Raw genomic sequence first — 16,670 nt, forward strand, 5'->3', positions numbered from 1 at the left:
TATTTTTTAATTGCTTTGCGTATTGTTTTGAAGCAATTCCCGGAAGTGAACAGCCGTTTCCCGAATGGAATCGGCAGCCTGTGGGTAATAGCCCAGCTTCTTTAAAAACGTATGAGCCATCCCTTTATATTCAATATAGCGTACTGAGCTCTCCTGTTTCTGGAGCTTTCTCATGAATTCCTCTCCCTGCGTCCGAAGAAAATCAAATTCAGCCGTCACAATCATCATCGGAGGATACGTAACATTTTCTTTATTACGCAACGGGGATACAAGTGGCTGATCGAGCTCTTCAAGGTCTGTGACATACAGCGACTGAATAAATGAAAGCGACTCCCGCATGGTCACAAGCTCCTGGCGTACAAGCTCTCTATCTGCGCCTGGATTGTACTGATCCATTTTCCGGGTTCCGCCGGACACATCGGATAAATCCAACAAAGGAGCCAATAAGCTCATATAACAAATGTTCCAGGATTTTTCACGACTTAAATGATAGACGCCAAGCGCCAGATTCGCTCCGACACTATCGCCCACCAGACCAACACGCGACGCATCTGCACCGAATTCATTACGATGGTCACATATATAGCGCACACTGTCGAAGCAGTCATTCAGCCCTTCTGCATATTTGTGCTCTGGTGCGAGCCGGTATTCGACTGCGACTACTACAGCCTCCGCCTTTTCAGCCAGCAGTTTGCATATATTGTCCATTACTCTCTCGTCACGTTCAAAGAAGCCTCCGCCGTGAAAATAAACGAGCATCGGTTTCGTGCTATTTGACCGGTTATATACTTTCAGCTCTAAGTCACGGCCTTCTAATGAAACAAGCTTTGTTTCTGTACGAATATTTGAGCTCAAGTCCCGACTCTCTTTTTCTTTGCGGCTTCGAATAATTTCAAGGTCATCGTGCGTCATTGGACGTCTCAGTCCTGGCTCAGATTCCTGCTCCAGAAATTGTTTCACTCTTGGATCAAGACCTTCTTTATCTTCTAAAAACGGTATGCCTTTTGCGACTAATTCTGCGCTTCCCTCATTCACAAGAGATGCTTTTTCTTCTAAACGATGCACAAGCTCTTCATGGCTGTAATCCATACGCGTAAAATCCTCCTAAGTGAGAATAAAAACAAACTATATTATTACACATTTTTTTCTTAAATACTTCTCTCAAAAATTTATTTATGCCTTTAGTGACAATTCCGAATTTAGATAAATTCCCGTTGAAAAATTTTCCCCGCGAATGGACCAATCGAAACCTGAATTAAACTCCTTTTCCGATAAGCAAAAAGAAGGACGCCTGACACGGCATCCTTCTTTTTATCTTCAATCTTCGGAAACACGGTTCACCTGTTCAAGTACTTTATCGCTTTCGGAAATGCTTCCATTGTCAAAATGAGTAGCACCGAACAACGGGGCCTCGTCATAATCGTTAACGTATTCATCCAGGTCATGATAAATGCGGTGCGTCCAGCGGGCTGCCTCCTGAACGCTTTCTTTTTCAGGGTTTTCTTCAATCACCCGCTGCCAGCGAATAGCATTATTGAAATCCTTACGCAGCTCCGGGTCTTCGATTTTGTTTAGTACTTCCTCGGTATCTTCAATTCGAATGCTGATATCACCGAAGTCGTCCGCCGTCGCATTATCAATGGCTCCGTAGCCGGTACGTTCGTTCCAATACCTGTGAGACTGCTGTATATGGGTGCTTACTTCTGTATGTATACCGGAAACATCTTCTGTCGCTTCCTTTGGCTCTTTCAGTACAATGCCGTCCTCCGTCGTGTTCTTTCCCAGGCTGAACGGCGTAAAGAAGTGCAGCAGCGCGAGCACACCTGGTATAATGAGAAGGCTCGCTCCTGCAATTATTCCTGCTTTTTTCCAAGATAGTTTTATGATAAACTCCCCCAACCGTGATCTCTTCTTTGACAGTGTACCTGCTCGACGCGTTTATCTGCAAGCAATACCACTGTCTAAAAAGATGTTTTAACCTTTCCACTTCCGGTTATATTAATATTATGATAAGATCTTATTTGGTTATTTCATTAAAATAAATCAATACGGCAGTAATGCTTAGATATAAAGCTAAAGCATAAGCCACAAAAGAGGGTTTCCTCCTTTGTGGTTTTTTTATGAGACGGTTTTCTTTTCCCAAGAGGTTCTGATTTCTATAAAAGCAGAGCCTTCTCTACCGCCGCCGGCTCCCGCTTTGCTTTTCTTTCTTTCCGAAATACCAAAAACAATATTGATTCACCAAATATTCGATGATGGCAGCAATGTTGGGATAATAAAGCCCTTGAACATAAGCCGGAAAAAGAGACTTTTCTTTTTCTGGCTTTTTTTATTGTCAAAATTCGTCTATAGAAAGGAAGAATGCTATGAGCCGTTACAAGCGGATACTGGTTGGACTGGATGTCCTGGAAACCCCTTCCTACGATGCTTTTGAGGAAGCCTGCGCTATGGCTCTTGAACACAAAGCATCTTTAGTACTTGCTTTTGTTTTCGACGAACACCGGTATGCGAACCTGGAGCGCATCGACCCTAAAGGCGTCCGCCACTTAAAAGAAAAGGCCGCTTATCATCTTCAAACTTACAAAGAAGAGGCGGAGCTTAAAGGCGTTACGGGTGTGGAGACAGTGGTTGATGCCGGCGTTCCGGAAAAACGACTGGCCCGTCACCTCTGTCTTACGTACAGCGCCGATTTGATTCTCGTAGGAGAAACCGGAGGACCTGCTTTCGAGCGACTCTTGCGCGGCAGGAGATCGCGGACCGTAGCTGCCAGGGCAGCCTGTGAAGTTCGGGTTGTCCGGAACAGCCAGCTGGCCGCATTAAATGCCTACCCACGGACCGAATAGCTTTAAATTTCACTACGACTGAAAAGAAAGGAGGCAGCCATGCAGCGCTTCACGCCTAAATTCATCAAAAAAATACAAAGCATGTCCAAAAATCAGCGGTGGTATGAACTCCGTTCAAGCTTATGGCCGCTGCCAATGATCTATATTTTGCTTGCAGTGGTGGCAGCTTTTGCTGCCTACGGTATTGAGTTCGGTCTTCAGCCGGCACTGCCTATGGGTTCTTTTTTTACCGCCGATTACGCATTAACAGAAATGATTTACAGTACGCTTGCTTACGGCGTGTTAATGATCCATGCGTTTACATTTAATATGATTTTAATCGTTTTAACCAGTTTTTCCGGCCATTTTACGCCCCGCGTTTTGTTCAGCTTTATTGCAGACCGCCGGACGCTGCACGCCATTGGTATTTTTAATTTGTCTTACTTCTATATTCTTATTGGCTTTTTTATGCTGAATTCTTCAATTAACGAATATGTTATTTTTCCGGTGCTCGGGATTACTGCAGCTTCAATATCTGCAATCAATTTTATTTTATTTATTAATCATGCCGCCAAATGGATGCAGGTAGCGAATCTCACCAATAATCTGAATGAACGCTCGCAGAAAACCATTACTGCTACAAATGAACAGGATCTGCAGGAGCACCGCCCGTTTCCGAAGAAGGAATACCGTCTCCCTCAGGATTCACCGGTTTATTCCATTGTCAGTTCCTCTGGAGGGTTTTTGCAGCTCGTCGATTTTAAACGGCTGATCACGCAGGCGGAGAAGGACGGTCTGGTCGTGTATCTTGAACGAAGGGTCGGCGATTACCTGCTGGAAGGTGATACGCTGTTTTCCTATCAGCGTTACGACGGGAAGCCAGAAACTCCTGTAAATGAACAGACGTATCTGCAGTTTTTGTTTATCGGCCACAAAAAAACAGAGATGCAGGATATGAATTTCAGTGTACGGAAATTAACGGAAATTGCCTTAAAAGCTATCGGAAACAATGAGCCCTCCACCGCGGAGGATGCTATTTATCAGCTCGCTGATTTAATCAGAGCCATTTCCGGTACTGCCGTCCACAGACCGTATCTCGTTGATGCAAAGGACGAGGTACGGGTCGTGATGAAGGAAAGTACTTTCGCCTATTATGTGTACGCCGCCTTCTCTCCTATTGCAGAGGCCGCTAAAAAGGATATTAAAATTACCAATCGTGTGCTTGAGTCTCTTCATCTGTTAGCGGATTCCCTTGAGGGCGAAGCAGCAGGTGTGTGCTGGCATTATGCCGAAAGCATCGCCTGGAACTTTGAAGGCAAAATGACGTTTGATCATGACCAGAACCAGTGCTTCAGCTACCTCCGCGCTATCTCCGAAACGGCCGGGCAGCGCGATGCCTTCAACATCCTCATGGAAGAGCTCGAAAAAAGCGATCACATGGGGACAGAAACCGCTACAGCTTCCCCTTTTTTATACGGCCAGGAACAAAAACGCGAAAAAGCCTTCAGCGACGCTTAAAGGTGTTTTCCGGCATGAATCCCGGGTATAAAAATAAAAAAGCTGTATCGTCCAAACGCTTCAGCACCGGGTTTTTTGTATATTACTCCGGGGAGGTGAGGCTGTTGATTACCCCTGGTGGCAGCTCTGTCACCACCTGTACAGTTAAAAACATCCAGCGCTGCTAAACTGCAGCTGTACTTAATCAACTGCAGCAGTTGATAAATTCAAGACAATAAAACAAGAGGTGTAAATATGGCCGAACATTCTGCGCCTGCACAAGTAGAAGAACAACAAAAACAAATCGGAAGCTACCTCGGCAGAGTGCTTCGCGATCATTTCGGCAAAGGACCGGAATCCGTCTATGTGAGCGTCGACCCCTGCTGTATTGTCATGCATATAAGAAAATTTTTATCCCCTATTGAAAAAGTGATGCTCGATCAAAGGGACAAACGTGCCGTGGAAGAATTAAGAGAAACCATGATGGCGAAAATGCTGCCTGAAATTGAGCATTACATTTCCAGCCTTATGGATATTGAAGGCTGGGAGTTTTATTTTGACTGGAACATCGAAAACAAATCGGGAGTCATTACCGGGTTCCATCCAGATAAACTGAAAGACAAGCAGGAAAAGAACCGTACGCGGGGCCAGGAAAACATTAAACAGGCAATACAGCGCGTCAGCGAAGAAGCGGGGAAAAGTCCGGATGAGATCACTGTCCACCCAGTAAACGAACGGACAATGCTCGCCGTACGCACGGGCGGGCTCATTTTAATTGAAAAAGAACTAATCCGAACGGGCCATTTGGACATTTTAAAATCAACGAAGCGCCTTCTCGAAAAAGAAGAGCTTTATAAAGAAAAATTTGATTCCATCTTTGGCACGACGGTCCGCGATATTTTTGTAGACTGGGATTTCGACCGTGACCGGAGTCTTATCGTCTTCATTACGGATCCTGTGGAACAAATATAAATTTTCCTGGCATAGATTTTTTACAGAAGAAAAAGACTGAAGCAGAAAAAATCTCCTGCTTCAGTCTTTTTTATTCTCCTGTCAGTGTTGAGAGCTTTAAGTAATTTTTTAAATCATCCTAATGCTTATTTAATACTTTGCGTCCAGGAAGCTTCGTTACCTGCAAAAGAATCAGCAAAATCCTGGGAGGCTGGCTGCTCCAGTTTTCTCTGCGTCATTACTCGGTAAAATGCATGGATAAAACTCATGGCGTCATGCCTCCTTTGAATTCATAATTAAAGCCTACGTTTACTTTAATGAAAACTTTCACTCCTTACCACAACCTGGTAAGGATATCTCACAAATTTTCTGAAAATTTCGCAGGCATATATTTGTTCTTTTACTGAAACAATCACTGCAAAAGCCCGTGGAACGGCGGATTGAACCTTTCTTAAACCGCTGTATTGAACCACGGGCTTTTGAAAATCAATTTAAATTCCTGCTCCATTCGAAAAAGTTATGCTTTTTCACCAAAAAATTGCTGTTTGAAAGTACTGCCTGCCAAACAGCGGAAACACTTTAAATTCCTATTCTTCAGGGGTAAGCCTCAGCAGACGGTCGTCGTTTTCTGCGGGCGTGCCTCTTCCGTCTGTGTTATTCGTAAGAATATAAACATCTCCGTTTTCGGCTTTAACGTCCCGGAGCCTGCCTTCTCCGTCAAATACAGCATTCATCTCTTCTGTTTCTTCGTCATAGGCATACAGGCTCTCTCCACGGAGTCCTGCTGTCAGAAGGGTATCCCTGAAAAAAGCCGTGCCGGAGGGGGCCCATGTAGTACTCCCCGATTGAATCGCCGGCGTTTCCAGCCCTTCTGCTGATTCACTGCCGGTAATTTCCGGCCAACCATAATTATTGCCAGGCTCGATTACATTGATTTCATCCTGGGCATTCGGTCCATGCTCCGAGCTGTACAGCTGACCATCGCTGTTCCATGCGAGACCCTGCGGATTCCGGTGCCCATAGCTGTATACATAAGAATCCTCAAACGGATTGTCCTCCGGCACTTCTCCTTCGACCGTCATGCGCAGAATACTGCCAGCGAGACTGTCTTCGTCCTGCGCAAGCGAAGGCTCATCCGAATCGCCGGCGGTAGCATATAAATAACCATCCGGTCCAAGTTCAAGCCGGCCTCCATTGTGAATCCGGCTCCCCGGAATGTCATCAAGCAGCACTCCCGTTTCGTTCCATTGACTGGCTTCGCGTTCCACAGCAACCACTCTGTTTGCGAGCGCTCCATCATCCTGGCGGTAGGTGTAGTACGCATAGCCCTGCTGGGAGTCAGCAAAATCCTCGGCCAGCACAAAGCCAAGCAGGCCGCCCTCCCCTTCGTTTGCTACTTCATCACTCGTATTAAGCGAAAGGCGTTCTGTTTCTTCACCGCTCACCTCTATCACCTCACCACCGCGGTTCGTCATATAGTACGTGTCTTCATGAATGTTCAACGACCACGGCACCTCGAGATTTTCCGCCACCACTTCTACGTCCCAGTCTTCAGTCTGAGCTTCAGAAACCGAACCCGCCGTCTCCCCAGTATTTCCTTCCCGCTGTTCGTCATTTTCCCCTGAACTGCAGCCAGCAAGAATTGCTGCCCCGAAGATTAGCAGACTGATTGTATTTTTTCTGCCTGGATAAATCATCATTATGCATCCCCCTTTCATGAAAACAAGCCAAGCCCCCTGGTCATTCCGTATTCTTATCATCATACTATCATAAAAAAACGCCCCGGCTGCACAAAGGCAGCCAGGACGGTTGATCATAGTTTACCGGACCGGAGTACTTATACTTCGACCGCGTTTTTCAGTTCTTCCACGTACTGCTGGGCCGTCTGCGCCGCGAGCGACCCGTCGCCGGTCGCCGTCACGATCTGGCGCAGGAACTTGTCCCGGATGTCGCCGGCGGCGAACACGCCCGGAATCTTCGTTTCCATTTCCTCGTTCGTTTCAATATAGCCCTCGTCGTTCGTGATCCCGAGGTCGAGAAACGCCCCGTTCAGCGGCAGCAGCCCGATGTAGATGAACGCGCCGCTCGTTTCGAAGTCGTAGTCCTCGCCGGTTTTCAGGTCCGTCAGCGTGACGCTTCCGACCTTGCCGCCGTCGCCGTTGATCGTTTTCACGACCGTGCTCCATTTGAAGTCGATCTTGTCGTTCACAAACGCGCGCTGCTGCAGGATCTTCTGCGCCCGCAGCTCGTCGCGGCGGTGAATGACGGTCACCTTATCGGCGAACCGGGTCAGGTACACCGCCTCCTCGACGGCGGAATCCCCGCCGCCGACGACGACAATCTCCTTGTTCCGGAAAAAGGCGCCGTCGCACACCGCGCAGTAGGACACGCCGCGGCCGCCGAGCTCCTTTTCGCCCTCGACGCCGAGCTGCTTGTACTCCGCGCCGGTCGCAATGATAAGCGCGCGCGTTTTGTACACCTTATTGCCCGCGTACACGGTTTTGTATTCCTTGCCGTCCTCGACACGGGAGACGTCGCCGTAGGCATATGCCGCTCCGAACTTCTGGGCGTGCTGGAACATTTTCGTCGACAGGTCGGGCCCGAGGATATGGTCAAAGCCCGGGTAGTTTTCCACGTCCTCGGTGTTGGCCATCTGGCCGCCGGGCACGCCGCGCTCGAGCATGAGCGTATCCATTTCCGCGCGGGAGGCGTACACCGCCGCGGTCATGCCGGCCGGGCCGGCCCCCGCGATAATCACATCATAAATCCGTTCTTCCGTCATAAAACGACTCCTTTCCTAAATCCCTTATAGCTTGTTTAGCAATTGTTTTCCGGCAATCCGGTCATGACAAACTGCTGTTGGCCTTCTTCATTGTCCTGGACATCAAGCTTTACTGCCTGCACAAATTCCAGAACGCGTTCATCTACCGCAACCTGGATGTCATTAATGTTTTCCACCTGATCCTTTTCTTCCGGCTCGCTCAAACCAAGGCCGATTTGGGGGGAACAGCATCCCATTCCTTCATAGGCTACCCGGACATGATCGACTTTATTTTCTGCCATCAGAGTCTGCAGTACCGTTTTTGCTTCGTTTGTAATCTCCATATTTATTTTCCCCTTCGCGTTAAAATATCGTCTGGGCTTTTTTTCGTGCACTCGCATCCCAGGGAAGCGTAACTATTTTATCTGCCAGATTTTTCTTCACGTAATCAATCCAAAATAGCTCTCTCTTTGCTTTTTCCCGTAGAAGAGGGTCATTCGTTTGCGCAGCTGCAAAGCTTTGGTTGATGACCCACCATTTCGGATAAATGCCAGTACGGCCAAGATCCTGCTGCAGGCGCTCGGCTTCAAAGACCGGCGTTGTTTCCGGAAGAGTAAGCAGCAGAAAAGCCGTTTCCTCCGGATTTTTCAGCCTCGGCAGCAGCTGCTTCATTGCCTCGGGCGTATGTCCGCTGCTTCGTTCAATTTCTTTAGTATACTGTTCCGCGTGTTCTAGAAGCAGCAGCGTATGGCCGGTCGGTGCTGTGTCTATAACCACAATCTCGTTTTCTGCCCGGGCAGCCACTTCTGAAAAAGCCTGAAATACCGCTATTTCTTCTGTACAAGGCGAGGAAAGATCCTCTTCAATATAGGCCAGATCAGCTTCAGAAACGCCGGCAGCAATGGCTTCGGCTTTTGTGGTTTTCTGATAATCCGACAGTGCCTCTTCCGGATTCACGTGACTGACTGTCAATAATGGAGAAAGATCATCCAGATCAATAACGCCGGCCAGATGATCCGCCGGATCGGTTGTCGTTAAATGAACAGCGTGGCCTCGTGCAGCAAGCTTCGAAGCTACCTCAGCTGCCATTGTCGTTTTCCCGACGCCGCCTTTACCCATCGTAAATACGAGACGGTATTTTTGATCTTCAATATCCTGCACCATGTCCTCCGCTGTCTTTTCCAGGCCATGTTGATGAAACGGCCCGGATTCCTCCACTATAGAGGGTTCATCAAACAAATGAGTTAAGCGGACAGCGCCTGTAGGTATCACCGCATGGTAGGCAAGCGTCCAAAGCGTTTTATCCTCAAAGAAAGCAGGGGCCTGTTCCAATGCTTCCTGCTGGGCGGAGGCAAACAAAGAGGCTGTTGCATCTTCGGTTCCTGCAGGCTTGAACACCCCATTCATCAAAAATACCTGCTCATGCATTCCCATGCTCCCCAGCTCTTCCGCTGTCCGGGCCGCTTCCTCTAAAGAGGAAGTATCCGGACGCGCGACAATGTATACTGTTGTCTGGGCAGCATCTGCGAGCTGTGTGACCGCCTGTTCATACATTGTTTTTTTATCTGCCAGGCCGGATAACGGGCCAAGGCAGGAAGCACCGTGCGTACTCGTCTGTAAAAAGTCATCCCAGGCCGATGGCAGCTGCAGCAGTCGAAGCGTATGACCGGTAGGGGCTGTATCAAAAATAATGTGGTCATAGTTTTCATGCGGCGCCGTTAACAGCTCTGCAAATTCATTAAAGGCAGCGATTTCAACAGTACACGCTCCCGAAAGCTGTTCTTCCATCTGCGCTACGGCTGTTTCCGGTAAAAGGTTCCGGTAAGGACCAACCACGGCTTCTTTGTACGTTGCGGCCGCTTCTCCGGGGTCGATATTGCTTGCATACAGTCCCGCTACGTCTGTCACAGCGGAAGCCTGGTTATTCAGCGGCATTTCGAGCACGTCATCCAGGTTCGAGGCCGGATCCGTGCTAACAAGCAGCACCTGTTTGCCTTTTCCGGCAAGGTAAGCTGCAAGCGCTGAAGCAGAGGATGTTTTTCCGACGCCGCCTTTACCAGTAAAAAACAAATAGCGGGTATACGTATGATGATCCGGGTGAAAGCGTTTCGTATTCATCAGGCAATCCCCTTTTTATTTAGAATAGCGGGTGTTAAACGACAGCTCCACCGTTGGAACGCTTCTTTCCGGCTGAAGCTCTTCGGCCTTTGCGTCAAACCAGTCTGCAAGCTGCTCCACATCCGGATACTCCGCCGTCATTACGATAGCTCCGTCCTTCATTATAACCGGAAGGGCTTCAATCCCATCAGCAGTGATCCGGTCCGTAACCGCCCCAGCTGCGGCAAATTCTTCAGGCTGATTGGCCAGGTTATAGCGTTCAATATTGTGACCCTGCTGCTGCAGACGCTCAACCGCAGAAGCGATCCGCACGAGCTCCGGGTCTGTGCCCGGGCCGCATACGCCTGTATCACAGCACATCGCAGGGTCATAAATACGCACCTTCGTCATGCTTATCTTCTCCTCTATTTTACGCTTTCTGCCTGCGAGAAGGCATGGATGCGTTCTTTAATTTCATCACGTACGCGCTGAAAAACCGCCCAGCGTTCTTTCTCGGTGCCTTCTGCTTTTGCCGGGTCATCAAAGCCCCAGTGCTCCCGTGTTACGTGCGGCGGGGTCATTGGGCATTTATCATTGGCATCGCCGCAAAGCGTAACGACCATATCTGCATTATTCAAATAATCCATGTCAATCATGTTCGATTCCTGAGTGGAAATATCGATGCCTACTTCGTTCATGGCCTCTACCGCTTTTGGATTCAGGCCGTGGGCTTCAATACCAGCGCTCCGTACCTCCCAATCATTTCCCAGGTAATAATGGCCAAATCCTTCAGCCATCTGACTGCGGCAGGAATTACCCGTACATAAAAAATACATTTTCTTTTTACTCATTACTGAACCCTCATTTCATAAATTATTGGTTCGTGCAGCGGCTCTCAGTCACAGTTGATGCGCAGTCCGTCCCGTTCCAGCTGCTGCAGCTTTTCGTTCTGGTCGGGCACATGCCGGAGAATATCCTCCACCATGCCCGCGGAAGGATGCTCCCGGTTAAATGAATAAAAAATCCAGTGCCCCTTCCGCTGTTCTTTGACGAGGCCAGCGTCCCGGAGCTTTCTGAGATGCTGGCTAACCGACGACTGGGACATATCCAGAAGCTCCACGAACTCGCATACGCAGCATTCGTGGTTCTGTACAAGGCTGACAATGGAAAGACGTGTGTTGTCTCCCAACAGCTTCAGCACAGAAGCAGTGTCCTTGATTTCCGGTTTAATCTTTTCCATACGTTCACCTACCATCGTTTTATTATATAAGCATATGCTAATATAAAAATCACTGAACGTCAATGAATAATGCTTAACGTCCAGTGTGCTTTTAATAATATTCTTTAACCAGCTCTTCCATTACCTGATTCGTGCGAAATGCTGTTTTGCCGGTACTTGGACAGACACCTTTTCCAAGCAGTTCATCCACCATAGACTGAATGTGATAATACTGAATATGTTTAGGGTGCTCGATATGAAAAGTCTCTTCCCCGGCTTCGTTTAGAAGGATGACCGGCTTATCGTCAAATGTAGAGAAGCGTATTTCTCCTTTTGTTCCGACGATACGGTTGTCATCTTCATTTTTATATGAGGAGAAATTCCATACGCCTATCCCAACAGCACCGCTCTCAAATTTCCATGTGCCGCTTACCGTATCTTCCGCCGGGTAGGAACCAGCCAGATTCACCGCAGAACCCTTTACATCACTCAAAGGGCCGAGCAGGTAATCAAAAAGATCCAGCGTATGGGATCCGACATCATAGAAAAGTCCTGCGCCGCTCTTTTCAGGGATTACCCTCCACGGCCATTCTCCGTTTTCGTCTTTTTGGACGATTTTCTGGTTCTGCTGGATAGAAGCAAACCGAACCTCTCCAATGCTTTCAGCATCCAGCAGTTCTTTTACTTTTCTAAAACGCGGAAGTGATCTTCTATAGTAGGCAACAAATAATGGAACACCGTTATTTTCGCAGGCTTTTATCATTTCTGCACATTCGTAAGTGCTGTTTGCCATCGGCTTTTCCACATATACAGGCTTGCCTGCTTCGGCAGCCATGATCGTGTATTCCCTGTGCGAAGAAGGCGGCGTCGCAATATAAATGGCATCCACTTCGTCGTCATGGATTAAATCCTCCGCTTTATCATACCACCTGGGAACACCGTGACGTTCTGCATAGTCCCTCGCCTTTTCTCCATTTCTTCGCATCACCGCCTGCAGGGAGCTGTTTTCGGCCAGCTGAAAGGCCGGCCCGCTTTTAACCTCTGTTACATTACCACACCCTATGATGCCCCATCGTACATTTTTCATATCGTTTCCTCCCAAATGAAATTCATTTGTTTATTTAAGAACTCTTTTACACCTTGCAGAAATTCAATTCACGGATTTTGCATATATAAATCGAATGCCTATATTAAATCATATACTAACCATAAAATAAAAAACCCCAAAAGAGAAGACACCCATTTTATTGTACAAGCCGCTGCCCATGAATAAAGGGAGCAGCTTTTGCTGTCCCCCTAAAACTCAATATGTCTATTACAAACCGACTTGGCCGGCAGCATTGGTGGCGTGCTCTGTGCTGAACCCCTCATAGGTCAATTGGTCGATCAAGCCCTGTTTTGAAAAAGAACTGTACTCAAGATAATTCTCCGCACTGCTAACTGCCTGCTCCTGCCAATCCACAGTAATGTTTTCTACACCATGAGCGGCTTCCGATGAACTGAAACCGTCGTACTCTAATTGCTCGATCAATCCCGATTCAGAGAATGCTGTGTACTCCAGATAGTCTTCGGCCTGAGCGACCGCCTGCTCCTCCCAGTCAACTGAGATGTTTTCTACAGCGTATGTGGCATCCTCTGTGCTAAAGCCTTCATACTCCAATTGCTCGATGAGTCCTGATTTAGAAAAGGCCGTATATTCCAGATAACTCTGAGCCTGACTCACTGCCTGCTCCTGAGAAACAGATCCGCTGGATTCTTCTTCATCCTGACGCTCTTCCTCTTCCCTGACTTCCTGCTCAGCTTCCTCTTCAGCCTGGCGCTCTTCCTCTTCAGCCTGGCGCTCTTCCTCTTCTTTTGCTTCCTGTTCGGCCTCTTCTTCAGCCTGGCGTTCTTCCTCTTCTTTTGCTTCCTGTTCAGCCTCTTTTTCAGCCTGGCGTTCTTCCTCTTCCCTGGCCTCCTGCTCAGCTTCCTCTTCAGCCTCGCGCTCTTCCTCAGCCTGACGCTCTTCCTCTTCCTTCGCTTTCTTTTCTTCTTTTTCTTCGTTATTTTTTTGCTTGTCAGCTTCTTGTTCATCCTTAGCTGCTGTAGCATCTTCCGCTTCTAATTCAGCAGCATCTTCCTCCTTATTTTCACTAGCTATTTCTGTAGAAGACTCGGTTGGAACTAATATAGCAAATAAAATTAAAGCATAAATAATTGAAGCCGTAATCATCTTCCACATCACCCCGGAACGATACCCCGGAATGCGCTTATACCATTTTTTCTTTTCTGTATACCTCATTAAAAATCCCCCCTTTTTTACGTATATCGGCTAAAATTTACCATATTAAAGTAAGGCTGGCAATCTACTGCGGGAGCGCTTTTAGATAATTTTAGCTGCATTCAGGAGAAGTGATGAAAAGATTTTTAAGAACTTTACGATTAACGGATTTTCCGAGTGTTCATTTTACTTTTTTAGCGATTGGGTTGATCGTCTAACAGGTACTAACCTTCGTGCCTACATGACTAAAAACCATAAAAAAGCTTCCCACAAGTTCAGTGAACTCATGAGAAGCTTAAAGTAACCTTCTTGTAAATGTTAATAAAAGAAAGTGTAAAATAGCATTTATTTTAATTATCAAACATAAATTATATTACACAATTAAAGATCAAAATTATAAAAATTAATTTCTTTCTTTTGTTAGAAGTGTAAGAATTGTTAAAAGCCAACATTCTCGGAAACCGAAATTAACTTTCTCCTATTCACATTATAAGTGTACCAAAAGACTGAGAATTAGGCTTTTTAGATTAATTCAATTTAATAAAACAATTAAAAGCTTTTTTAATTTCTTTTACTAAGCATGTTGTTCTCAGCGCAAGCCTTAAAATAAAATTGGAATTTTTGCGCAGCATCGACGGATGATCCTAAAGCATAATATTCTTCTTTTTCTTTGCCTACACAACCAATTAATGGAGAAGAAAGTAGGTTTAACATCAATTTTATTTCGTCTATATCTGGCGAGTGGTCAAATCGTTCATCTTTTTTCAACATAATGTAAACCTCTCGAGCACTTACCATCCCTTTTGTATATAGGTCATTACTTTGTTCTGAAAGACAATCGATAATTACTTGCATTAATAGGCCTTCTCTTTCAATTTTGTCACGATCTTCTTCAAGTGATTGTATATTTACCAAACCAGTTTGAGAAAATATTTTTTTGTAAGACTCGGTTATTAAAGGTACTTTATTATGTGAACTGATCATTTCAATCAGTGAATGGACATCAACTAAAAGTATATTATGCTCCTTGGCTCTTTTTATTAATCGAGATTTATCTCCAAAATTTATACCGACAATCGCAGCGAAGTCTGCATTATGCTTTCTTTTGTGTTCATTTATTGTAATAAAGTCAATAGAAGTTTCAGAAACTTCATTATAGTGAGTTGATTTTGCATCTATTGTTACAGAATACGTAAATTTCGGCGCAGTAGGTGCATGCAGCAGTACATCTGTTTTTCCTGCCCCCCCAATACGTTCAGCTTTAAATCCTAATAAGCTAAACCCTACCTTTAAAGCTTCTTCAAAACGGTTTGGATTTGTAGAATCTTGGGAAGCATCTTTTATTTCGTATAAAGTTTCATTTAAAGCATTAGAATTTTCATTTTCTGTTAATGAGGTTTCAACACGGTTATCTTGATTTATATTTATCGGAAGGTAATCTTTAATTTTCTCGTAAAAGCTTTTTCCTCTATTGGTTAATCTAAAGGAATCTGGTCCCGCTTCTTGAATCAGTCTAGCATTTTTTAATACATGCACTCTTTTGTGAATTTCTGAGGCGTCTTTATAATTGAAATTATAAGAATATCTTCCAATATCATGTATTTCCTTTACTTTTAATTTCTTATTTTCAATTTCCGCTAATATTTCGAACACATAATTATATTTATTATGAATGCAACAAGCAAAGTCCATTTCTAAATATCCATTTGATAGTTTTTTAGCTGCTTCAGTAATTTGAAAATTGGTTTTTGATATTTGTTCAACGAATCCGAGATTCTTTAAAGGAGTGATAAAACTTTTAACAGAAGTCTCTTTTATTCCGTATTTCTCTTTTGAATACTTTACGAGATCTTGAATTCTGATTGGTTCATTCATTAATTTTATATACTCCATAAGTGTTTCATGCATAGCATTAACACTACCAGGGAAATAACCAATACCATCTTTTCTTTCCTCATTCTCATTTATGTCACATAATTCTAGAGCCCAATCCGACAATTGAATATCTGATTCATTTAAAGTTTGATCAGGCTCTCTTTTGATACTTTCAGGCTCAATATAACCCACTTTATTTAAAAATCTTTGTCCTAATTCGGTGATTTGGTAATTGTAATTATAGTCTTCATAATTGACTAAATTTAAATCTTTCAACCAATTTAATCTTGCTATGATTTCTTGTTTAGTCTTCCAAGCAACACCATATTCACTTACGGCTATTTCCAACATCTTTTTCACTTGACACTTTTCTTGAGAGAGAATATATAGAATCTCAGAAAAAAATTTAATATTAGCATTGAGTATAGCAGCCAAATACAAATCGTTCTCTGTATCTAGCCACTTTAAACTATCATTAGATATTATCCATGCTGTTTTAGCACTGCCCTTGACAATATTAAGCGGACGCAGTCTTATGCACATTTTATTTAAACTATCCTTACGTTCGCTTCCTTCAATGTTAATAGTAGAGTCATATGATTTTTGTTCTATTAAAGCGTTTAATATGGCTTTCAGTGAAGTAGGATAACCTTTGCCTCGTGGAATGTTAGGCATTGCTGAAACTTTCAATTCCCATTCTAACGACATTGGGTAACTTTTATCATCGTCTATATACATTTATTTTCACCTATTCCATTTTTAATTTATTTTTGTACATACTATCTTTATAGTAATAAATTATCTATTATTGTCAATCAATTTTTATAAGAATTAAAACCATTTAGCATAAGATAAAAACTATTTTTAATAAGATCATCGTTTTTGTCTATTTGACAATTAAGTTTATGCTCACATTACTTCTTTGCTCATTCGAATAGCTATTTGTAACTCTAAAAAAATGGTCAACAATCAATTACAACAGTAAGCCAAATAAAATCGTTTTTTAGATTATGTTTTATTCTTCGCGCCTAAGATATATTCGTATCTCGTTACTTATGAAGTTTGCTCTTATGAACTCTCCGGTAATATTATCAAGACGATTATAGACAGGTGTAACCGTCAAGTAGAATAGATCACTTTCTCCCAAATAAGATAGATCAACGTTCACCAATTAAGATAGACCACTTG

The 16,670-nt window shown here is 44.7% G+C and carries 16 protein-coding genes; 3 read left to right on the forward strand and 13 right to left on the reverse strand.

Annotated elements, in window-relative coordinates:
* Nucleotides 1-6: 6 nt before the first annotated feature.
* Together ACTRXI_RS11310 and ACTRXI_RS11315 are read right to left on the reverse strand one after the other, a co-directional pair.
* Nucleotides 7-1,089, reverse strand: a complete 1,083-nt coding sequence (locus ACTRXI_RS11310) for an alpha/beta hydrolase (RefSeq protein ID WP_474262554.1) — start codon at nt 1,087-1,089, stop codon at nt 7-9.
* Nucleotides 1,090-1,317: 228 nt separating this feature from the next.
* Entirely contained in the window at nt 1,318-1,899 is a 582-nt protein-coding gene (locus tag ACTRXI_RS11315; RefSeq protein ID WP_474262556.1) for a hypothetical protein, read from the reverse strand.
* Between the two features lie 467 nt (nt 1,900-2,366).
* Here ACTRXI_RS11315 and ACTRXI_RS11320 point away from each other — a divergent pair, with 467 nt between their 5' ends.
* From ACTRXI_RS11320 to ACTRXI_RS11330, 3 genes are all read left to right on the forward strand, one after another.
* Entirely contained in the window at nt 2,367-2,843 is a 477-nt protein-coding gene (locus tag ACTRXI_RS11320) for a universal stress protein (RefSeq protein WP_474262558.1), read from the forward strand.
* Between the two features lie 39 nt (nt 2,844-2,882).
* On the forward strand, nt 2,883-4,340 hold the full coding sequence (locus tag ACTRXI_RS11325) for a DUF2254 domain-containing protein (RefSeq protein ID WP_474262560.1): 1,458 nt from the start codon (nt 2,883-2,885) through the stop codon (nt 4,338-4,340).
* Nucleotides 4,341-4,574: 234 nt separating this feature from the next.
* Nucleotides 4,575-5,291, forward strand: coding sequence for a Na-translocating system protein MpsC family protein (locus ACTRXI_RS11330; RefSeq protein ID WP_474262562.1), 717 nt, complete (start codon nt 4,575-4,577; stop codon nt 5,289-5,291).
* Nucleotides 5,292-5,416: 125 nt separating this feature from the next.
* On the opposite strand, the gene ACTRXI_RS11335 is transcribed toward ACTRXI_RS11330, so the two are convergent.
* The 11 genes from ACTRXI_RS11335 to ACTRXI_RS11385 all read right to left on the reverse strand — a co-directional run bounded on the left by ACTRXI_RS11335 (nt 5,417) and on the right by ACTRXI_RS11385 (nt 16,220).
* Nucleotides 5,417-5,539: a hypothetical protein gene (locus ACTRXI_RS11335; RefSeq protein ID WP_322526176.1), complete on the reverse strand. Its 123-nt coding sequence runs from the start codon at nt 5,537-5,539 to the stop codon at nt 5,417-5,419.
* Nucleotides 5,540-5,857: 318 nt separating this feature from the next.
* Nucleotides 5,858-6,970: a PQQ-dependent sugar dehydrogenase gene (locus tag ACTRXI_RS11340; protein ID WP_474262564.1), complete on the reverse strand. Its 1,113-nt coding sequence runs from the start codon at nt 6,968-6,970 to the stop codon at nt 5,858-5,860.
* A gap of 137 nt (nt 6,971-7,107) precedes the next feature.
* Nucleotides 7,108-8,052 carry a thioredoxin-disulfide reductase gene (gene trxB, locus ACTRXI_RS11345; RefSeq protein WP_474262566.1) on the reverse strand — a complete coding sequence of 315 codons (945 nt, stop codon included), beginning with the start codon at nt 8,050-8,052 and terminating at the stop codon, nt 7,108-7,110.
* Between the two features lie 35 nt (nt 8,053-8,087).
* A complete protein-coding gene (locus tag ACTRXI_RS11350) occupies nt 8,088-8,375 on the reverse strand; it encodes an adhesin (protein WP_474262568.1) in 288 nt (95 codons plus the stop codon).
* A gap of 19 nt (nt 8,376-8,394) precedes the next feature.
* The gene (arsA, locus tag ACTRXI_RS11355) at nt 8,395-10,149 is read right to left on the reverse strand and encodes an arsenical pump-driving ATPase (RefSeq protein ID WP_474262570.1); all 1,755 of its coding nucleotides are present in this window, start codon (nt 10,147-10,149) and stop codon (nt 8,395-8,397) included.
* Nucleotides 10,150-10,164: 15 nt separating this feature from the next.
* A complete protein-coding gene (gene arsD, locus ACTRXI_RS11360; RefSeq protein WP_474262572.1) occupies nt 10,165-10,539 on the reverse strand; it encodes an arsenite efflux transporter metallochaperone ArsD in 375 nt (124 codons plus the stop codon).
* A gap of 14 nt (nt 10,540-10,553) precedes the next feature.
* Nucleotides 10,554-10,979: an arsenate reductase (thioredoxin) gene (gene arsC / locus ACTRXI_RS11365; RefSeq protein WP_474262574.1), complete on the reverse strand. Its 426-nt coding sequence runs from the start codon at nt 10,977-10,979 to the stop codon at nt 10,554-10,556.
* Between the two features lie 44 nt (nt 10,980-11,023).
* Entirely contained in the window at nt 11,024-11,368 is a 345-nt protein-coding gene (locus tag ACTRXI_RS11370) for an ArsR/SmtB family transcription factor (RefSeq protein WP_322527309.1), read from the reverse strand.
* Nucleotides 11,369-11,459: 91 nt separating this feature from the next.
* Nucleotides 11,460-12,434 (reverse strand): Gfo/Idh/MocA family protein, encoded by a 975-nt coding sequence (locus ACTRXI_RS11375; RefSeq protein ID WP_474262576.1) that lies wholly within the window; start codon nt 12,432-12,434, stop codon nt 11,460-11,462.
* A gap of 228 nt (nt 12,435-12,662) precedes the next feature.
* Nucleotides 12,663-13,628 (reverse strand): Ltp family lipoprotein, encoded by a 966-nt coding sequence (locus tag ACTRXI_RS11380; RefSeq protein ID WP_474262578.1) that lies wholly within the window; start codon nt 13,626-13,628, stop codon nt 12,663-12,665.
* A gap of 540 nt (nt 13,629-14,168) precedes the next feature.
* Nucleotides 14,169-16,220, reverse strand: a complete 2,052-nt coding sequence (locus tag ACTRXI_RS11385) for a hypothetical protein (RefSeq protein WP_474262580.1) — start codon at nt 16,218-16,220, stop codon at nt 14,169-14,171.
* Nucleotides 16,221-16,670: the final 450 nt, after the last annotated feature.

Source organism: Marinococcus sp. LNHM4E3-1 (genome assembly GCF_056034405.1).